This is a genomic window from Pseudomonas sp. FeN3W, from assembly GCA_030263805.2.
Taxonomy (GTDB): domain Bacteria; phylum Pseudomonadota; class Gammaproteobacteria; order Pseudomonadales; family Pseudomonadaceae; genus Stutzerimonas; species Stutzerimonas stutzeri_G.
This window is the reverse complement of sequence record CP136010.1, coordinates 4,693,304-4,713,014: the sequence shown is the minus strand read 5'-3', so window position 1 is coordinate 4,713,014 and position 19,711 is coordinate 4,693,304. Positions and strand designations below refer to the sequence as shown.

The window sequence follows — 19,711 nt, the reverse complement described above, 5'->3', positions numbered from 1 at the left end:
GTGTCGGCGAGAAGGAAGGCAGCGCGCCAGGCGTGCCGAAAAAGCATCAATCCTGCGCGACGGCGACGTCAGCTGCGCACCCTGGCCAGCGGGAACAGTGTCTTGAAATTGGCAGTGGTTTGCTCAGCCAGCGCCTCGAACGGAACGCCACGCAACTCCGCAACAAACTCGGCGACCTCCCGCACATACTGCGGCAGGTTGGCTTTGCCACGGTGGGGAACCGGCGCCAGATACGGCGAATCGGTTTCGACCAGCAAGCGATCAGCCGGCACTCTGCGAGCCACATCGCGCAGCGCATCGGCATTGCGGAACGTGACGATCCCCGACAGCGAGATATAGAAACCGAGATCAAGCGCAGCCTTGGCCATGTCCCAGTCCTCGGTAAAGCAATGCAATACACCCGCCTGCGGCAGCGCCGCTTCACGTAGCAGATCTAGCGTATCGGCGCGGGCAGCCCGGGTGTGCACGATGACCGGTTTGCCGGTCAGCCTGGCTGCTTCAAGATGCAGCCGGAACGACTGCTGCTGCATCTGCGCAGCTTCGGGCTCGTAGTGGTAATCCAGACCGGTTTCACCAATGGCAACCACATGCGGGTGCTGGAGCTCGCCAAGCAACCAGTCCAGCACCGGCTGGCTCGTCGGCTCGAGATCCAGAGGATGAACACCGATCGAGCAGTCCACGTCGGCATAGCGCTCGGCCAGCGATCTGACCGCCGCTGCGTTGTCCGCGCTGACGCCGATGCAGAGGAAATGCCCGACACCGCGCGAGCGCGCAGCGTCCAACGCGGCGTCCAATGAACCGTCATGGGCGGTCAGGTCGAGTCGGTCAAGATGACAGTGGGAATCTACCAGCATGGAATGCACAACTTGCTATCGCGAAAAAGGGGCGATTGTAGAGCAAATGGCTGGTTATCAGGAAAGGGCGACGGACGCGCTGCCGTCTGGCGAGGGCTCGGATGACGGTCAGTGGGTCCGAGCGTTACATCGTGTGGGTCGGACGGTCCGATTTGAGCGCACCGGCCAGATAGGTTTCGATCTTGTTGCGCGCGGTGCTGTCGCCTTCGTTGAACTGCACGCCAATTCCCGCGGCGCGACTGCCCTGGGCACCCTTGGGGGTGATCCAGACCACCTTGCCGGCGACCGGAATCTTTTCCGGCTCGTCCATAAGGTTGAGCAGCATGAACACTTCGTCGCCAAGCTTGTAGCTCTTGTTGGTCGGAATGAACAGACCGCCATGCTTGATAAAGGGCATGAACGCGGCATAGAGCACCGATTTGTCCTTGATGGTCAGGGACAGGATGCCATTACGCGGACCAAGATTTGCTGGCAGGCTCATGCGGTGTTCCTAACGAAAATTCCGGTCGATTCTAGCCCGCGCCGGGCAGCGTTGCCCACTGCACCAGCAGCGCTTCGAGAAGCAACACACGGTTGAGGTTGGCTTTGCCTAGCACTTTCTGCCGATGTTCGAGCAACCAGTCCTGCAGCGCCATCACTTTGTGTTGCGCCGACTTCTGCGCAAGGTACTGCAACACCTTCTGCATATCGGCTGCACCAAGCTCGGCACCATCACCGGCCATCTGATAACGCAGGATCAGATGTGTCCACTCGCAGAACCAGTCGAACAGCAGAATCAGCGGCAGCGCATTCCAGCCCTCGGCCAGCTGACTGGGCGATTGTTGCTGCTTGAGCAGCTTCTTGACCCCGTCGACGACCTGGGCGCGCAGATCCAGCACTTTCTGCTCATGCAATTTCAAGGCGGCCAGAGGTGACCCCACCGCCAGTGTCAGGAGCTGCTCACGCAGCTCTGGCGCCAGCTCGGGCAGCTGTCCAGCCAGCCAGTCGAGACTCTGTTGCCGCCCTGGCAAAGGGCAGGCCTGCTGCACACAGCGGCTCTTGATGGTCGGTAACAGGCGGCTCGGCTGGTGACTGATGAGCAGCAGCACCGTATCGCCGGAGGGCTCCTCGAGGCTCTTGAGCAATGCGTTGGCCGCATTGAGATTCATCGCCTCGGCGGGCTCCAGCAGGATCACCTTGCGTCCACCCAGCTGTGCAGTCTGGGTGACGAAGCCGACCAGATCACGCACCTGATCGACCCGGATGGCCTTGTCGACCTCTTCCGGCTCGAGTATGTAATGGTCCGGATGCGTATGTGCAGCCAACAGCTGACAAGCCTTGCATTCACCACAGGCCGTGGCGTTCACGGGCCGCTGGCAAAGCAGCAGCGCCATCAATTGCTCGGCCAGCTGCCGCTTGCCGATGCCGCCGGGACCATGCAGCAGGTATGCGTGAGCATGCTGTGAGCGACCGGCCAGCTGCCGCCAGAGCTCCGCCTGCCAGGGGAGAACGTCAGCCATCGAGGCGCCCCATCAGTTCGGGAATCAAGGCCTGGATATCCTGCTGCACAGTATTCAACGGCTGCGCTGCGTCGATGATTCGATAGCGCGACGGCGCAGCCTTGGCGCGGTCCAGATAGGCACGCCGTACCGATTCGAAAAAGCGGATGCCTTCCTGTTCGAAGCGATCCAGACGCCCGCGCGCCGCCGCGCGGGCCAGCCCGATCTCGACCGACAGATCGAAGATCAAGGTCAGATCAGGTCGCAGCTCGCCCTGCACGAAGACCTCCAACTGAGCGATCCGCTCGATCGAAAGACCTCGACCACCGCCCTGATAGGCATAGGTGGCATCGGTGAAACGATCGCAGAGCACCACTGCCCCACGCTCCAGCGCCGGACGTATGACCTGCGCGAGATGCTGAGCACGGGCGGCGAAGACCAGCAGCAGCTCGGTATCCACCGCCATCGGCTCGTCGGCCGGGGTGAGCAGCAGCTCGCGGATACGCTCGGCCAGCGGCGTTCCGCCCGGCTCACGGGTCAGCACGACATCCACGCCACGTGCGCGCAGGCGTTCGGCGAGATACTCACGATTGGTGCTCTTGCCGGCCCCTTCAGGGCCTTCGAGGGTAACGAAGAGTCCTTTCATTGTGCGTTTCCATTGTTCGCCGGTACCTGCCGTGGCGGCGGGCTGGAGCGATAGTCGGCACGGCGCTTGAGCTGGTACTCGCGCACCGCACGGTTGTGCTGATCGAGCGTATCGCTGAAAACATGGCTGCCATCGCCACGGGCGACGAAGTAGAGACTGGTGCCATCCGCCGGATGCAACGCGGCGTGGATCGCCTCACGCCCTACCATCGCGATCGGCGTCGGCGGCAGGCCGGCATTGGTGTAGGTATTGTAGGGCGTCGGCGTACGCAGATCGGTGCGGGTGATCCGGCCCCTGTACTTCTCACCCATGCCGTAGATAACGGTTGGGTCGGTCTGCAGCAGCATGCCCCGCGCCAGTCTGCGCACAAAGACGCCGGCGATCTCGCCACGCTCGTCGGGCACGCCGGTTTCCTTCTCGATGATCGAGGCCATGATGAGCGCCTGATAGGCATCCTTGTACGGCAGGTCTTCGGCGCGCTGCTGCCACTCTTCCTCGAGAACCTGCTCCAGCCGGGCGTAGGCTCGGCGTAACAGGTCCGCATCGGATATGCCGCGGGTGAAGCGATAGGTATCGGGGAAGAAGCGCCCTTCGGGATGCAGGCCCGGCGCACCGATGTGCGCCATGACTTCGGCATCGGTCAGGCCATGCAGAGTCTGCTGCAGCTTGGGCTGATTCTGCAGGGCGCTACGCAGCTGGCGAAAATTCCAGCCCTCGACCAGGGTCAGGCTGTATTGCACAACTTCACCACGCTGCCAGAGCCCGATCATGTCTCGCGCCGTCATAGCAGGCGTCAGGCGATATTCGCCGGTGTGCAGGCTCTGCCCGGACAGGTTCAAGCGCCAATACAACCGCAGCCAGAAAGCATCCTCCAGTACGCCTTCTGCCTCCAACCGCTGAAGCACGCCACTGGGTGTATCGCCCGGTCGCACATCGAGCAGCAGAGCACTGTCGTTAACGGCCAGAGGCTGCTCGAGCGCAGCATGCTGTTTCCAGGTGAACAGCCCGAGCGCAATCGCCGCCAACAGCAACATTGTCAGCAGCAGAACAAGAATTTTACGGATCACGAATCACTCAACAGGTCGGCGACAACGGACTGCAGTTTACGGGTCAGCGGACCGACGGGCCAGACGCACTCAGCCAAAGCGGTCACGGGCCAGATACCGTAGAGGCTGTTGCAGAGGAATACTTCATCGGCCTGCACGAACTCGGCATAGCTGATGTCGTCGACCACGACCGGAAGCCCATGCTGCGATGCGCGCGCAATGATCTCCGCACGCATGACCCCGGCGACTCCGCAACGAGTCAGCGGCGCGGTACGCAGTTTGCCGGCTTCCACGATGAACAGATTGCTGAAAACACCTTCGACCACACGGCCGGACATGTCGCGCATAAGCCCTTCGGCGCAGGCCGGATCATGCCACTCGGCACGTGCCAGCACCTGCTCCAGACGATTCAGATGCTTGAGACCTGCAAGACGCGGTTGCTCGGCAAGCCGGGTCTCACAGGGAAACATCCTGATGCCAGACTCAGCGTGCTGTGGTGGATAAGCGGGAGGGGATGAACCTAACAGCAGACGCGACGGCTGGCAGGGCTGCGGCAGCGCATAACCGCGCTGCCCGGTACCACGCGTGACGATGAGCTTGGCGACGCCCTGCCCCAGTGCCTGGCAGAAGCGCGTCAGTTCTTTGTGCAGCAGATTGGCATCGACAGGAATGGCGAGGCGCTCGCATCCATCCTGCAAGCGCTGCAGATGCCGCTCGATCAGGCGCGCGTGGCCGCCAGCGACACGAATCGTCTCGAACAGCCCATCGCCGTAGGCCAGTCCTCGATCATGAACGGGCAGCCCTTCACAGGGCTCCCCGTTCAGCCAGCTCAATATCACTCGGCGAACCGGCGGAATACCAGCGAACCGTTGGTTCCACCGAAACCGAACGAGTTGGACACCGCTACTTCGATCGGTCGGGGTTTGGCCTCGTGCGGAACGAAGTCGAGATCGCAGCCTTCATCCGGCTCGTGCAGATTGATGGTCGGCGGCGCCACCTGATCACGAATGGCCAGAACGCTGAAGATCGCCTCCACCGCACCGGCCGCACCCAGCAGGTGGCCAACCATGGATTTGGTCGAACTGACCGACAGCTCATAGGCGTGATCGCCGAACACGCTGCGAATGGCAGCGGCCTCGGCCTTGTCACCAGCAGGTGTCGAGGTACCGTGTGCATTGATGTAATGCACCTGCTCGACATTCAACTGAGCGTCCTTCAGCGCATTGCGGATGCAGCGCGCAGCACCGGCGCCGTCGTCGGGTGGCGAAGTCATGTGAAACGCATCGGCGCTCATGCCGAAGCCAATCAGCTCGGCATAGATGTGCGCGCCGCGTGCCTTGGCATGCTCCAGCTCCTCGAGCACCAGTGCCCCGGCACCATCGGAGAGGACGAAACCGTCACGCCCCTTGTCCCAAGGCCTACTCGCAGCGGCCGGATCATCGTTGCGCGTGGACAATGCGCGCGCTGCCGCAAATCCACCGATACCAAGCCCACTGGCAGCCATTTCGGAACCACCTGCGACCATGACATCCGCTTCGCCATAGGCAATGTTACGGGCGGCCATGCCTATGCAATGGGTTCCCGTGGTACAGGCGGTAGCGATCGCATAGTTGGGGCCCTGCAATCCCAGGTGGATCGACAGGAAACCAGACACCATGTTGATGATGGAGCCCGGCACGAAGAAGGGTGAAATACGCCGCGGCCCTTGCTCGATCAGTGCCTTGCAGCTGTTTTCGATATTGGTCAGGCCGCCGATACCGGAGCCCATCGCGACGCCGATGCGCTCCCGATTGGCATCAGTGACCTCCAGCCCGGAATCACGCACCGCCTGGAAGCTCGCGGCAAGGCCGTACTGGATGAAGAGATCGAGCTTGCGCGCCTCTTTTGCCGGCAGATACTGCTCGACATCGAAGCCTTTGATCGACCCGCCAAAACGAGTGGAATAGGCAGAAAGATCCATGTGTTCGATCAGGCCGATACCACTGCGGCCGGCGAGAATTCCCTGCCAGCTGCTTGGCACATCGTTACCCAGTGGCGATAGCATGCCCATCCCGGTGACTACGACGCGTCTACGCGACACAGCGATTACTCCTATACCTAAACGTACTTGGCTCGACTCCCGCCAAGACAGGAACGATCCCCGGTTTGGGTGCAATGGAGCCCCCGCGACCTGGATGAATCCCTCTCAAAGAAAAGCCGCACTACCTCGTTCAAAGGCAGTGCGGCTGTTCCTGTTTCTGAAGCAGATTACAACTTACTGCGCGTGCGCGTTGATGTAATCGATGGCTTCCTGAACGGTGGTGATCTTCTCAGCTTGCTCGTCCGGGATCTCGGTCTCGAATTCCTCTTCCAGAGCCATCACCAGCTCAACGGTGTCAAGAGAGTCGGCACCCAGGTCTTCGACGAAGGAAGCGCTGTTGGTTACTTCCTCTTCTTTAACGCCAAGTTGCTCGGCAACGATTTTCTTGACGCGTTCTTCGATGGTGCTCATACCTTGTTTTCACTCCTATGGAAAAATCAGGCAGCTGGTTTGCGCGGTAGTGTATAGAAAGCGTTTTCCGCATTTCAAGCTGGAAGCAGGCAAGCATGACGCCGCCTTCAACCTTCTGTCTATAAACCAGCTGTGGTTTTATAGCTAATTTAAAGACAGCCTCTAAGACTGTCCTCCTGCCTCGGGCGTCACACTCAGCTCATGTACATGCCGCCATTCACCGGAACGGTAGCACCAGTGACGTAGGCAGCGCCGTCCGAAGCGAGAAACGCAACCACCTTTGCAATTTCTTCGGCCTGACCGAGACGTCCCAGGGGAATCTGTCCCACGAGCGCATCACGCTGGGCTTCCGGCAACTCGCGAGTCATGTCGGTATCGATGAAACCAGGTGCCACGGAATTCACCGTGATACCCCGAGAACCGACCTCACGAGCCAATGCACGACTGAAACCCTCCAGACCGGCCTTGGCTGCCGCGTAGTTTACCTGTCCGGCGTTGCCCATGGCACCAACCACCGAACCGATATTGATGATTCGACCCCAGCGAGCCTTGGTCATGCCGCGCAACACGGCCTTGGAAAGGCGATACAGGCTGTTCAGGTTGGTGTTGATGACATCGTGCCACTCGTCATCCTTCATGCGCAGCATCAGGTTATCGCGGGTAATGCCGGCATTGTTGACCAGAATTGCCGGCTGCCCGAGGTGCTGCTGAATGTGCTCCAGAGTGCTGCTGACAGATTCATCATTGCCAACATCGAGCACCAGGCCGGCGCCTTCGATACCGTTTTCCTTCAGCGTCTCGGCAATGCGTTCGGCGCCGGATGGCGTGGTTGCAGTACCGATAACGATCGCACCCTGGCGGCCCAGCTCAAGGGCAATGGCCTGGCCAATACCGCGGCTCGCGCCGGTTACCAACGCCACCTTACCTTGCAGATTCATAGCATTCTCCTTGTTCAAACCAATGCGGCACGAGCGGCCGCGAAGGCCTCGGGGGTATCCAGATTGTAGGTGCTGACGCCCTTGACGCAGCGCTTGTTGAGGCCCGACAGAACCTTGCCGGGCCCGCACTCGACCAGCGAGGTGACGCCGCGATCTCCCAGAACGACCATGGACTCGACCCAGCGTACCGGACTATAGAGCTGTGCCAGCAGATCACGCTTGAGCACGTCCAGATCCGCAACGACTGCCGCGCTGACGTTCTGCACCAACGGAATCTGCGGCGCTTGCCACTCGATCGACTCTACCGAAGAAGCGAAGCGCTCGGCAGCCGGACGCATCAGATCGCAGTGGGAGGGCACACTCACCGGCAAGGCCATCGCACGCTTGGCACCTTTGGCCTTGCACGCCTCGATCGCGCGCTCCACCGCCGCCGCACTGCCGGCAATCACTACCTGACCCGGAGCGTTGAAATTGACCGCACTGACCACTTCACCCTGGGCGGCCTCGGCACAGGCGGCCAATACATCGGCATCTTCCAACCCGAGAATGGCAGCCATGCCGCCCTTCCCGGCCGGCACCGCCTGCTGCATCAATTGACCACGCAATTCAACCAGTTTGACGGCTTCAGCGAACGGCAGGCTACCCGCCGCCACCAGGGCGGAATACTCACCGAGGCTGTGCCCTGCAACAAATGCGGGCTGCGCGCCGCCTTCTGCCTGCCACAAACGCCAGATTGCGATGGAGGCGGCAAGAATCGCCGGCTGGGTCTTGTCGGTCTGATTCAGCTGCTCTTCCGGACCGCTCTGGGTCAACGCCCAGAGGTCGTACCCGAGCGCCGAAGACGCTTCGGCAAAAGTATCGACGACCACGCTTTGCTGGGCACCCAGCTCGGCCAGCATGCCAAGGGACTGAGACCCCTGACCGGGAAAGACGAAAGCAAGTGATGCGGACATGAAACGACTCTCTTGTGGTTCTGTTCGTCTGAAGAATACGCCAGGGACAGGCGCTGCGAATTTCAGTTGGATGGCTGGCTATTACCCGCGGTCACATCATCCGCGTCATCGTGCGGATGAGATGACCGCAGAAAATGCCCCAGCCTGCTCCTCAGCTGCTCGGGAAGGTCATGCTCGACATCCTGTGCGGCACGCACGATAGCGGCCTTGAAGCCGTCCGCACCCGCACCACCATGACTCTTGACGACAATTCCCTGCAACCCGAGAAAACTCGCGCCGTTGTACCGGGCCGGATTGAGATCCGCCCGCAGACGGCGCAAAAACGGCAATACGAAAGCACCGACGATGCGCGCGCCAAGCGAACGCTTGAAAAGAGACTCGACTCTGGCGAGCAACATCCCAGCCAAGCCCTCGCTGGATTTGAGCAATATGTTGCCTACAAAGCCATCGCACACCACCACGTCGGCTTCACCGCGATAGAGCCCATCGCCCTCGATGAAGCCCTGATAATTGAGATCAAAGGCCTGCTGCAACAACAGCGCAGCTTGCTTGACCTGCTGATTGCCCTTGATCTCTTCGGTACCGACATTCAGCAGCGCGACCCTAGGCTGCTGTCGTCCCAGCGATTCGGCCGCCACAGCTCCCATGACAGCAAACTGGAAAAGCTGCTCGGGCGGGCAGTCGACATTCGCACCCAGATCCAGCAGCAGACATGGGTCAGCCTGCGTAGGGAGTGCTGTCACCATTGCCGGTCGATCGATACCTGGCAGCGTTCTCAGAACCTGGCGCGCCAATGCCATGAGCGCACCGGTATTACCGGCGCTTACACAGGCATTGGCATTACCGTCGCGAACCTGCTCGAGGGCTATGCGCATGGAAGAGCGTGGTTTGCCACGCAAAGCCTGAGCCGGCCGTTCAGCCATACCGATGACTTCAGGCGCATCGACGATTTTCAGGCGCGAACGATCGACCCCAGAATGCTGGACGACAAGCTGTTCGAGAAGGGAGGATTGGCCGACGAGGACCAGATGCAGCGAGGGGCTTTCAGCCAGACAGGACAGACTGGCCGGAACAATGCAGTGGGGACCGAAGTCCCCACCCATTGCATCGATCGCGATGACCGGAGCGGACAAGGATTACTCGTCAGCGCCCTTGTCGATCACCTTGCGACCACGGTAGAAACCGTCCGGGGATACGTGGTGACGCAGGTGGACTTCACCAGTGCTCTTTTCCACGGACAGAGCGTTCGGCTCGAGAGCGTCATGGGAACGACGCATATCACGGGCGGAACGGGATTTTTTGTTCTGCTGAACAGCCATTTGGATCAACTCCTAAACGTTTGGGTCACGCTTTAACTGCGCCAGTACGCTGAACGGGTTGGACCGCGTTACCTCGTCCTCACTCGGTTCAGGCTCATCTGGCCCAACCGGCGGCTGGCAAATTTCAGGGTCATGGAGTGGAACAATCGGCAGAGCGAGCAATAGCTCGTCTTCGACCAGCGCCAGCAGATCCAGAGGATCCTCTCCCACTTCCAGCACGTCATACCCTTTGGGCAGGTGCTGGCTGCTCGCCCCTTCATTCACAACCGCATAATCGCACTCGCTGTGAATCGGCAGAACAACCGGCTCCAGACAACGCTGGCAAATCATTTTGACTTCAACGTCGAGCTGACTACGGATAACCACAGTACGCTGCTCGTCGCGCCCGAAGGAAAAACTGGCGCGCACCACACCCTGATCATCCTCAAGAGGATCGGCGAGCCGCTTCAGCTGCGACAATTGCAGCTCACCGGTTAGGGTGGCCGCTCGGTCGGCGAGCTTGCGCGGATCAACGTGCGGTGGTATCGGTCCTTTCAACATAAGCGCGGCATTCTAGGGACGCGCCCGCGGCCTGTCAAAGGAATTCCGCCCGGCTTCACGACGCAACGCATACAATCTCGCACCTATATATAAAGGAGGAATCATGCGCCGCCTGCTGCTTGCATCCAGCTCACCCTATCGACAGGAATTGCTCTCCCGGCTACGGCTGCCGTTCGAAAGCTGTGCCCCGGACATCGATGAAACAAGTCTACCCGGAGAAAGCGCCGAGCAACTCGTAACCCGACTCGCCGAGCAGAAGGCCAGAGCGCTTGCCGAGCAGTATCCGAATCACCTGATTATCGGCTCCGACCAGGTTGCAGTACTGGACTCGAAAATTATCGGCAAACCGCACACGCACGAGCGGGCAAAACAGCAACTGCAATCGGCCAGCGGCAACAGCGTCCGATTTCTGACCGGGCTGGCGCTCTTCGACAGCGCGACAGGCAGAGCTCAGACGGACTGCGTACCATTCACCGTACACTTCCGTGAACTAGATGAAGCGCGAATCGAGCGCTATCTAAAGATCGAACAACCCTACGATTGCGCGGGCAGCTTCAAGGCCGAAGGATTAGGCATCAGCCTTTTCCGCGCCACCGAAGGCGAGGACGTCACTAGCCTGGTAGGCCTTCCGCTCATCAGCCTAGTGGACATGCTACTGAACGAAGGTTACGACGTTCCGTGAGCGCGAGCCGGCTGCTATCGCAACACCGGCCCCTGCACCCCAACCAGAACAGCCAAGCGTTCGGCGACGCCAGCACCAAGCTTCTTGGTAAAACGATCCAGCGGCGACTCCTTGACCGTGAAGTCCACTAGCTCGGGCTCACCAATCACCTCACGCGCCACGTGAGCCGTACTTCCCAAACCATCGATTAGCCCGAGCTCCAACGCCTGCTCTCCAGACCAGATCAGACCTGAGAACAACTCCGGATGCTGCGCTTCCTGAAGGCGGTCGCCACGACCACGCTTGACGCTGTCGATGAACTGCTGATGAGTGGTAGCCAGCACGCCTCGCCAGAACTGAGTTTCCTCAGGCTTTTCCGGCTGAAACGGATCCAGGAAAGCCTTGTGCTCACCGGACGTATAGACACGCCGCTCGACGCCGAGCTTTTCCATGGTTTCGACAAAACCAAAGGTAGCCGCGGTTACACCGATCGAGCCCACCAGGCTGGACTTGTCAGCATAAATTTCGTCCGCGGCGCTAGCGATGTAGTACGCACCCGAAGCCCCCAGGTCGGTAATCACCGCATAAATCTTGATAGCCGGATATTCACCGCGCAAACGCCGGATTTCGTCATAGATATAGCCCGACTGCACCGGACTGCCACCTGGGCTGTTGATTCGCAACACCACACCCTTGGTATTGGTGTCCTCGAAGGCCGCCCGCAAGGCGCCGACCACGTTATCGGCACTGGCAGGCTCTTCATCCGCGATCATGCCGCGCACATTGATCACCGCAGTGTGACTACCCTCCGCGCCCTTGCTGGAACCGAACTGCAGCGCCGGGGAAAACAATGCCAGCGCGCCGAACAGGTAAATGAAGGTCAATAACTTGAAGAAGATACCCCAGCGCCTGGCGCGCCGCTGCTCCCGAACCCCAGCAAGCAGCGTCTTCTCCAGTAGCTTCCAGCTATTACGATCATCCTTGGATTCGTCCACCGGAGCGTTCCACTCATCCGACATTTGCATTCACCTCAGGAACCGCCAAGGAGCGCAGCCAATCGCCAAGCTCCGAAAAATGATTGATTGCAGTGCGCGGCTTGCACTGCTGCAGGATGTGCAGCGGTTGCGCACCATAAGCGACAGCCACGCCATCCACACCCGCGCGATGAGCCATCTGCAGGTCAAACACCGAATCACCGACCATCAGCGCCTGCTCCGGGCGCGCACCGCAGTGAGCAAGAATCTGATGAATCATCAGTGGATCGGGCTTGCTCGCCGTTTCGTCCGAACAACGAGTGATATCGAAGAAGCCTTCCCAACCCTGCCCAGCCAAAACACGATCAAGACCACGACGCCCCTTTCCAGTCGCGACAGCAAGCATATACCCGGCATCACGAAACTCGGCTAATGCCTTGGCGACCCCCGGATAAAGAGCTGAAGGCTGAGCCTCCAGAGACAGATAATGCTCGCTGTAGCAGTGACGGAAATCTTCGATCAGCGCGACATCTGCCTGAGCCGGATACAACACACCAATCGCTTCCGGCAACGCCAACCCGATGATGCCTTTGACCAAGGCATCATCGAGCTGCGGCAAGCCACAATTTTGCGCCGCAACATGTATCGACTCGACAATACGGCCGATCGAGTCGACCAAGGTACCGTCCCAGTCGAATATCAGAACCCGGTAATCACTCACCGAGACGCTCCAGTGTTCGCGCCCACATTTCGTCGACGGGCGCCTCCAGGGATAATTCACCGCCATCAGGTAGCGGAACCTTCAGCGCGTATGCATGCAGGAACAATCGCTTACCGCCCAGCTCGCGAATCTCGCGAGTGAACTCCTCATCACCGTACTTGCTGTCGCCGGCGATGCTGTGTCCGGCATGGCGCGCATGCACACGAATCTGATGCGTGCGACCGGTGACCGGCTTGGCCTCCACCAATGTCGCGAAGTCACCAAAGCGACGAAGCACGCGAAACAAAGTCAGCGCCTCCTTGCCATCCTCAGTCACTTCGACCATTCGCTCACCAGAGCGCAGCGTGTTCTTCAGCAGCGGCGCATTGACCTGCTTCTTCGAGGTTTCCCAACGACCACGCACCAGAGCCATGTAGCGTTTGTCTACACCGTCACCGCGCAGCGCCTGATGCAGGTGGCGCAACATGCTGCGTTTCTTGGCGACCATCAGCAGACCGGAGGTATCACGATCCAGGCGATGCACCAACTCAAGCTCTTTGGCATCAGGGCGTAGCTGTCGCAAAGCCTCGATCACCCCGTAGCTGAGCCCGCTCCCACCGTGCACCGCTATGCCGGCCGGCTTATTCAGCACGATGAGCGCCTTGTCCTCATGGACAATGGCCTTTTCCAGCCTTTCCAGTAGTCCCTGAGCAAGCGGCTCAGGCTCGTCGCGCTCGGCCAGGCGCAACGGCGGCACGCGCACCAGATCGCCGGCTTGCAGCTTGTACTCAGGCTTGATGCGCCCCTTGTTCACACGCACCTCGCCCTTGCGCAAGATGCGGTAGATCAGCGTCTTGGGCACGCCTTTGAGCTGGTTACGGAGAAAGTTATCAATGCGCTGGCCGGCAAGTTCCGGCGCGACCTCGAGTATTTGCACTGCGGAGGTCTGGGAGGGGGTATTGGTCATCGCGGCATCATATCAATTTTCATGGAATTGAAGCACTTAAACATTGCTGTTATAGTCGCGAACGCCGCCAAAAGCGGTCAGGTCCAGGGATGCCAGCGATACCGCCAACCCAGACCGGCAAAAAATGTTCTAGGACGTGAGGCCGTCCGACGGAGCTTCCCTCAAGTAGCGGAGAAGTTGCGAAACAAGCCTTGAAGACATGATGCGTGCCCCCTTTGGGGAATCGCGATAATCGACAACCCGCTCCCCGGATTCTGCGAGCGGCACCCGATTTTCAAAGTATGCGTGTTGGGTGGAGATGCACAGCATCGGATTGCGTAGCAAAGGCTTTCACAGACGCTTCATTCCGTCCGCTACCGATGCCTGATTCCTCCTCCCGAACCATTGCTTCTGTTCCGACAGCAAGCAGGAGACGTCGTCGCGACGCCGGCCCATTTGGCCGCACATCGCTGGACACTGGAGTGCCTTACAACCATTCCTGACTCACCTGACACCGACCGCGAGAGTCGTGTGTGCCGAACGCCGTTTCCGGATGCCACGGAAACCGACGGTACTACATGAAAAGAATGCTAATTAACGCAACTCAGCCCGAAGAGTTGCGTGTCGCACTGGTTGACGGCCAACGCCTGTTCGACCTGGACATCGAATCGGGTGCCCGCGAGCAAAAGAAAGCCAACATCTACAAGGGCAAGATCACCCGCGTCGAGCCCAGTCTCGAAGCCGCTTTCGTCGACTTCGGCGCAGAGCGCCACGGCTTCCTCCCGCTCAAGGAAATCTCCCGCGAGTACTTCAGCAAGGCCCCCGAAGGCCGCGTGAACATCAAGGACGTCCTGCGCGAAGGCCAGGAGGTCATCGTCCAGGTCGAAAAGGAAGAGCGCGGTAACAAAGGCGCCGCCCTGACCACCTTCATCAGCCTCGCCGGCCGTTACCTGGTGCTGATGCCGAACAATCCGCGCGCTGGCGGCATTTCGCGCCGCATCGAAGGCGAAGAGCGCAACGAATTGCGTGAAGCCCTCAACGGTCTCGACATTCCTGCCGACATGGGCCTGATCGTCCGCACTGCCGGCCTGGGCCGCTCCAGCGAAGAGTTACAGTGCGACCTCGACTACCTGTTGCAGCTCTGGACTGCAGTCAAGGAAGCATCCCAGGATCGCCCTGCTCCCTTCCTGATCTATCAGGAATCCAACGTCATCATCCGCGCCATCCGCGACTATCTGCGCCAGGACATCGGCGAAGTGCTGATCGACAGCGTCGAAGCGCAGGATGAAGCGCTGAGCTTCATCCAGCAGGTCATGCCGCAGTACGCCAGCAAGATCAAGCTGTACGAAGACTCGGTACCGCTGTTCAACCGCTTCCAGATCGAAAGCCAGATCGAGACGGCCTTCCAGCGTGAAGTGAAACTGCCCTCCGGCGGCTCAATCGTCATCGATCCGACCGAAGCGCTGGTGTCCATCGATATCAACTCGGCGCGCGCTACCAAGGGTGGCGACATCGAAGAAACCGCCCTGCAGACCAACCTGGAGGCGGCCGAGGAAATTGCCCGCCAACTGCGTCTGCGCGACATCGGCGGGCTGATCGTCATCGACTTCATCGACATGACGCCAGCCAAGAACCAGCGCGCCGTCGAGGAGAAGATGCGCGAGGCGCTGGAAGCCGACCGTGCACGCATCCAGGTCGGCCGCATCTCGCGCTTCGGTCTGCTGGAAATGTCCCGCCAGCGCCTGCGCCCGTCTCTGGGCGAGACCAGCGGCATCGTCTGCCCGCGCTGCAACGGTCAAGGCATCATCCGCGACGTCGAATCGCTGTCGCTGGCGATCCTGCGCCTGATCGAAGAAGAAGCCCTCAAGGACCGCACCGCCGAAGTACGCGCCCGCGTGCCCTTCCAGGTCGCCGCCTTCCTGCTCAACGAAAAGCGCAACGCGATCACCAAGATCGAGCTGCGCACTCGTGCGCGTATCTTCATCCTGCCGGACGATCACCTGGAGACGCCGCATTTCGAAGTCCAGCGCCTGCGCGATGACAGCCCGGACATCGTCGCCGGCCAGGCCAGCTACGAGATGAGCCAAAGCGAAGCCGAAGAGGCCCAGCCGATCAGCTCCACCCGCACCCTGGTGCGCCAGGAAGCGGCGGTCAAGACCGCACCGCAGCGCACCGCTCCGGCAGCCGCCGCAGCGCCAGCCGAAGCACCCACTGCCACGCCGGCACAGGAACCAAGTCTGTTCAAGGGCCTGATCAAATCCCTGGTCGGACTGTTCGCAGGCGAGACGAAAGAACCGCAGGCCACAGCCGAAGTCGAGAAGAAGCCCACCTCGCCGCGCCCGCAGCGCAACGACGAGCGCCGCAGCGGACGCCAGCAGAACCGTCGTCGCGATTCGCGCGGCGGCCGTGACGAGGAGCGCAAGCCGCGCGAAGAGCGTCAGCCCCGTGAGGAGCGTCAAGCTCGCGAGGAGCGGCAGCCACGCGAAGAGCGTCAGCCGCGCCCACCACGCGAGGAGCGCAAGCCCCGCGAGCAGGCCGAAGCTGCCGAGAGCCAGCCACGCCGCGAGCGCACCCCGCGCGAGGAGCGCAAGCCTCGCGAGGAGCGCAAGCGCGAACTTCGGGCCCCAATCGACGAAGCTCCGGTAGCGGTAGCTGCAGAAGAAGAGTCGGTCGAACGGCAGCCACGCGCTCCGCGCGAAGAGCGCAAGCCGCGCGCCGAGCGGCAGGCCCCGGCAGCCGCCGATGAGTTGCTGCAACAGGCCGAAGAGGCGAGTGAAGCGGATGATGCCCAGGACACCAACGAGGGCAGCGAAGGCAACGATGGGCGTCCGCGTCGCCGCTCCCGCGGTCAACGTCGTCGCAGCAATCGCCGTGAGCGTCAGCGTGATGCCAACGGCAACGAAATCGAGGAGGTCGACGAGAGCAACGCCCCGGTGAAAACCGAGGAAATCGCCGTCGCGGCAACGGCAGCTGCCCTGGCCGCAAACACCGCCGACACCGAAGCTGCTCCGCAGGCCAAACTTGCTGATGACGCCGTGATTCAAACCAGCGCCGAAGGTGTGGCGACGATCATCGAGCATGCGCCGAGCGTGGAAACCACGGACGAGCAGCGTACTGCGGTCGAGCAGCCGATGACTGTCGAAACTGCAGACGAGACCCCGCCCCACGCTGCCGAAGTTGCGCCGAGCGAAGCACCGCAATTCGCCCAAGCCGACGTCGCTTCGCAGCCTGCCCCGGAGCCGGTGGTCGAGAAAGTCGAAGTCGCCCCGGCCGCGGCGCCGGTGCTGACGCCTAGCGGACGCGCGCCTAATGATCCGCGCGAGGTTCGTCGCCGTCAGCGTGAAGCCGAGCGTCTGGCCAAGGAAGCGGCAGAGGCCGAAGCCAAGGCAGCAGCGGAGCAACCGCTGGCCAGCCCGGAGATCGTCGCCAGCGAGCCAGTCGTCGAAGCGCAAGCCGAGCAGGTTGCGGAGCCGGTGCCTGCCGACGCCCAGCCCGAGCAGATCGCCGAGCCGATCGCCGCTCCTCAGGAGCAGCCGCTCACCGAGACTGACGTGCCCGCCGAACAAGCGCAGGTGTCGGCCGCTGAAGTGGAGGAGCAGAAGCCAGAAGCCCCGACCAACGAGGAAGTGGCTCAGCTCTCATCTCAGCAGTCGGAACAAGCTGCAGAAGGCGATCAGCCAGATAACCGTGAGAAGCCGCAAGGCTAAACACCACTGGCGTAAAAAAGGGATGCTTCGGCATCCCTTTTTTTTGCTCTTTGTCCCGTCCTGAATAGGGTTTACACCTTCTGATCTGCTTTTCAGGAGGATGCGATGGAAACAGCAAAAAGGCGTAGCCAGCGGGACTACACGATGACCTTTAAATTATCGGTCGTCGATCAGGTCGAAAAAGGCGAGCTGAGCTACAAAGAGGCTCAGGAGCGTTACGGGATTCAAGGCAAGACGACCGTTCTGACATGGTTACGCAAGCACGGTCGGCAGAACTGGAATCCAGGCGCATATCTTGGCTCGCCGAGGATGGGATCCATGTCTGAGCAAAACCGCCCATTGACGCCAGAGCAGCGCATCAAAGAGCTTGAAGAGCAGCTCGCTCTGTCGAATCAGAAGGCACAGTTTTTCGAAGCTGTCGTGGATGTCTTGCAAACCGATTACGGTCTGTCTGTCGTAAAAAAGCGTCCCGGCAAGTCCTCTCGCAAAAACGAATCCAAAACCTGAGCATCAGCAGGGCTTGCCAGTTCATGGGGATAACCGCGAGCGTCCGCACCTGTCTTTGAGATATCAAACGCCCGATGCGATGCACCGGGCATTTGGGTGAAACAGGTGTAAACCTATTTCAGGACTAGACACCCTATCCTGCCCTGCTCGGAACTAAACCATCGCCCCGGTTCTTGAAGAGCAGACGCCAGAAGGCGAAGGCGTGCGACGCAGTCGGCGAGACTATTCATTGCCTCATCTCTCCCCAAGAAAGCCAGTCGCTGCAAGCCTGAGAAGCCGGACCGGCTGCAGGTCGAAATTTCCGACTCTAGATCGCTCACATCCGAAGCACATCGCAGGCTCTGCTTGATTACGCGCCAGACAGATTGAAGTGCGAGAGCAGACCAACTCAAGAGATACACGAGCAACCAGCCAGGCATCTGAAGGGCCTGAGCTTCAGAGCGGCCAAAACTGACCATACGACTCGCAGTCAGAGCACGTTTGGCTCGATCTCGAGAGTGACGCCGAAGCGCTCCAGCACATCGGCCTGGATACGTCGCGCCAGGTTCAGCAGCTGCTCCCCGGTGGCCTGACCATGGTTGACCAACACCAACGCCTGCAGCCGATGCACCCCCGCGTCCCCGTCACGAAATCCCTTCCAGCCGGCCTTCTCGATCAACCAGCCAGCCGCCAGTTTCACTCGACCGTCGCCTTGCGGATAACCGACCAGGTCGGGGTAACGGAGGCGCAGCGCTTGAGCAGCGGCAGCCGGCACCAGCGGATTCTTGAAGAAGCTCCCGGCGTTGCCCAGCTGCTGTGGGTCCGGCAGCTTTTCACTGCGGATGGCACAAACCGCTCGACTCACATCCTGCGCGGAGGGCGTGGTGATCCCCTGCTCCGCCAAACGCTGGCGAATCGGCCCATATTCAAGATGCAGTACCGCCTGGCGTCGCAACACGAAACGCACTCGCAGAATCAGAAAACGCCCGGGCTGTCGTTTGAACAGACTGTCGCGATAACCGAATGCGCAGTCGTCCAGGCCGAACTCGTGGAGCATTCCGGTTTCGCTATCCAGTGCAGTGAGTCCTGCAAATACGTCCTTGATCTCGACACCATAGGCACCGACGTTCTGGATTGGTGATGCGCCAACAGTCCCTGGTATCAGACTCAGATTCTCCAGGCCCACCAGGCCTTGCTCCAGCGTCCAGAGCACGAACGGATGCCAGGGCTCACCTGCTTCAGCCTCGACCAGAACCTGCTCGTCAGACGCGTCGATGATTTGCTTGCCACGGCTGGCCATATGCAGGACAAGCGCCGGCACATCACCAGTCAACAGCAGGTTGCTGCCCCCACCGATCGGCAACAGCGGAACGTCGAGCCGCCGCGCCTGGGTGAGCGCGTCGCGAACATCCTCATCGTTATGAGCAGCCGCGAAGTAGCGCGCACGCTGATCGACAGCGAACGTGTTGAATGCCTTGAGTGATCGATTCGATTCGAGAATCAGGCTCACAGTCGCCCCTTCAGCTCCACGAGCAGTGCATCACAGGCCTCCTCGAGGAGATCCAATACTTCCTCGAAGCCACCTGTCTCGCCGTAGTAAGGGTCTGGCACCACGTCACGCGCCAGGCCATAACGGCGTAACAACAGATCGAGCTCCGCCCTGCCCGCTTCGGGGCGCAAGGCCTCCAGTCGAGCCAGGTTATCGTGATCCATCGCCAGGATAAGGTCGAAACGCAGGAAGTCTTCCGGCTGCACCTGACGCGCGCGCAGCGCGGTCAGCCGATAGCCACGTTTGCCAGCCGCATCGCAGGCGCGCGGGTCCGGAGCCTTGCCCACATGCCAATCGCCGGTCCCCGCAGAATCGATCTCGATCCGACTGCCGAGCCCGGCCTGCTCGACGCGCTGGCGAAACATGCCTTCGGCAGTGGGCGAGCGGCAGATGTTGCCCATGCAGACGAACAGAATTTTCATC

20 protein-coding genes and 1 pseudogene are annotated in these 19,711 nt (G+C 60.6%); 3 read left to right on the top strand and 18 right to left on the bottom strand.

Features of this window, described 5'->3' with window-relative positions:
- Positions 1-68: 68 nt before the first annotated feature.
- From P5704_022260 to P5704_022200, 13 genes are all read right to left on the bottom strand, one after another.
- Positions 69-854 (bottom strand): TatD family hydrolase, encoded by a 786-nt coding sequence (locus P5704_022260; GenBank protein WOF81311.1) that lies wholly within the window; start codon positions 852-854, stop codon positions 69-71.
- A 124-nt stretch (positions 855-978) separates the two neighbouring features.
- On the bottom strand, positions 979-1,335 hold the full coding sequence (locus P5704_022255) for a PilZ domain-containing protein (protein ID WOF78686.1): 357 nt from the start codon (positions 1,333-1,335) through the stop codon (positions 979-981).
- A 31-nt stretch (positions 1,336-1,366) separates the two neighbouring features.
- The gene (locus tag P5704_022250; protein WOF78685.1) at positions 1,367-2,353 is read right to left on the bottom strand and encodes a DNA polymerase III subunit delta'; all 987 of its coding nucleotides are present in this window, start codon (positions 2,351-2,353) and stop codon (positions 1,367-1,369) included.
- Positions 2,346-2,978, bottom strand: a complete 633-nt coding sequence (gene tmk / locus P5704_022245) for a dTMP kinase (protein ID WOF78684.1) — start codon at positions 2,976-2,978, stop codon at positions 2,346-2,348. The genes P5704_022250 and tmk overlap by 8 nt, the downstream gene beginning before the upstream one ends.
- A complete protein-coding gene (mltG, locus tag P5704_022240; protein ID WOF78683.1) occupies positions 2,975-4,045 on the bottom strand; it encodes an endolytic transglycosylase MltG in 1,071 nt (356 codons plus the stop codon). The genes tmk and mltG overlap by 4 nt, the downstream gene beginning before the upstream one ends.
- Positions 4,042-4,857, bottom strand: coding sequence for an aminodeoxychorismate lyase (gene pabC / locus P5704_022235; protein WOF78682.1), 816 nt, complete (start codon positions 4,855-4,857; stop codon positions 4,042-4,044). Before pabC ends, mltG begins: the two co-directional genes overlap by 4 nt.
- Before the next feature lie 2 nt (positions 4,858-4,859).
- Positions 4,860-6,104 carry a beta-ketoacyl-ACP synthase II gene (gene fabF / locus P5704_022230; protein WOF78681.1) on the bottom strand — a complete coding sequence of 415 codons (1,245 nt, stop codon included), beginning with the start codon at positions 6,102-6,104 and terminating at the stop codon, positions 4,860-4,862.
- A 174-nt stretch (positions 6,105-6,278) separates the two neighbouring features.
- Positions 6,279-6,515, bottom strand: coding sequence for an acyl carrier protein (gene acpP, locus P5704_022225; protein ID WOF78680.1), 237 nt, complete (start codon positions 6,513-6,515; stop codon positions 6,279-6,281).
- Between the two features lie 194 nt (positions 6,516-6,709).
- On the bottom strand, positions 6,710-7,453 hold the full coding sequence (gene fabG / locus P5704_022220) for a 3-oxoacyl-ACP reductase FabG (GenBank protein ID WOF78679.1): 744 nt from the start codon (positions 7,451-7,453) through the stop codon (positions 6,710-6,712).
- Positions 7,454-7,467: 14 nt separating this feature from the next.
- Positions 7,468-8,406, bottom strand: a complete 939-nt coding sequence (fabD, locus tag P5704_022215; GenBank protein ID WOF78678.1) for an ACP S-malonyltransferase — start codon at positions 8,404-8,406, stop codon at positions 7,468-7,470.
- Between the two features lie 62 nt (positions 8,407-8,468).
- Positions 8,469-9,539: a phosphate acyltransferase PlsX gene (gene plsX, locus P5704_022210; GenBank protein ID WOF78677.1), complete on the bottom strand. Its 1,071-nt coding sequence runs from the start codon at positions 9,537-9,539 to the stop codon at positions 8,469-8,471.
- A gap of 3 nt (positions 9,540-9,542) precedes the next feature.
- On the bottom strand, positions 9,543-9,725 hold the full coding sequence (gene rpmF, locus P5704_022205; protein WOF78676.1) for a 50S ribosomal protein L32: 183 nt from the start codon (positions 9,723-9,725) through the stop codon (positions 9,543-9,545).
- A 12-nt stretch (positions 9,726-9,737) separates the two neighbouring features.
- Positions 9,738-10,265, bottom strand: a complete 528-nt coding sequence (locus P5704_022200) for a YceD family protein (GenBank protein ID WOF78675.1) — start codon at positions 10,263-10,265, stop codon at positions 9,738-9,740.
- A gap of 103 nt (positions 10,266-10,368) precedes the next feature.
- Here P5704_022200 and P5704_022195 point away from each other — a divergent pair, with 103 nt between their 5' ends.
- Positions 10,369-10,947, top strand: a complete 579-nt coding sequence (locus tag P5704_022195) for a nucleoside triphosphate pyrophosphatase (GenBank protein ID WOF78674.1) — start codon at positions 10,369-10,371, stop codon at positions 10,945-10,947.
- A 14-nt stretch (positions 10,948-10,961) separates the two neighbouring features.
- Here the strand turns inward: P5704_022195 and sppA are convergent, their stop codons facing one another.
- The 3 genes from sppA to rluC are packed head-to-tail and all read right to left on the bottom strand — an operon-like array spanning position 10,962 to position 13,567.
- The gene (sppA, locus tag P5704_022190; protein WOF78673.1) at positions 10,962-11,945 is read right to left on the bottom strand and encodes a signal peptide peptidase SppA; all 984 of its coding nucleotides are present in this window, start codon (positions 11,943-11,945) and stop codon (positions 10,962-10,964) included.
- A complete protein-coding gene (locus P5704_022185) occupies positions 11,935-12,621 on the bottom strand; it encodes an HAD-IA family hydrolase (protein WOF78672.1) in 687 nt (228 codons plus the stop codon). The genes sppA and P5704_022185 overlap by 11 nt, the downstream gene beginning before the upstream one ends.
- On the bottom strand, positions 12,614-13,567 hold the full coding sequence (rluC, locus tag P5704_022180) for a 23S rRNA pseudouridine(955/2504/2580) synthase RluC (GenBank protein WOF78671.1): 954 nt from the start codon (positions 13,565-13,567) through the stop codon (positions 12,614-12,616). The genes P5704_022185 and rluC overlap by 8 nt, the downstream gene beginning before the upstream one ends.
- 557 nt (positions 13,568-14,124) lie before the next feature.
- Here rluC and rne point away from each other — a divergent pair.
- Positions 14,125-17,253, top strand: coding sequence for a ribonuclease E (gene rne, locus P5704_022175; protein WOF78670.1), 3,129 nt, complete (start codon positions 14,125-14,127; stop codon positions 17,251-17,253).
- A 105-nt stretch (positions 17,254-17,358) separates the two neighbouring features.
- Positions 17,359-17,795: pseudogene (locus tag P5704_022170) on the top strand (IS3 family transposase).
- Positions 17,796-18,229: 434 nt separating this feature from the next.
- On the opposite strand, the gene murB reads toward P5704_022170, so the two are convergent.
- Both murB and P5704_022160 read right to left on the bottom strand, forming a co-directional pair.
- Positions 18,230-19,249 (bottom strand): UDP-N-acetylmuramate dehydrogenase, encoded by a 1,020-nt coding sequence (gene murB / locus P5704_022165; protein WOF78669.1) that lies wholly within the window; start codon positions 19,247-19,249, stop codon positions 18,230-18,232.
- Complete coding sequence (locus P5704_022160) at positions 19,246-19,710, bottom strand: low molecular weight protein-tyrosine-phosphatase (GenBank protein WOF78668.1); 465 nt, start codon at positions 19,708-19,710, stop codon at positions 19,246-19,248. The genes murB and P5704_022160 overlap by 4 nt, the downstream gene beginning before the upstream one ends.
- Between the last annotated feature and the right edge of the window lies 1 nt (position 19,711).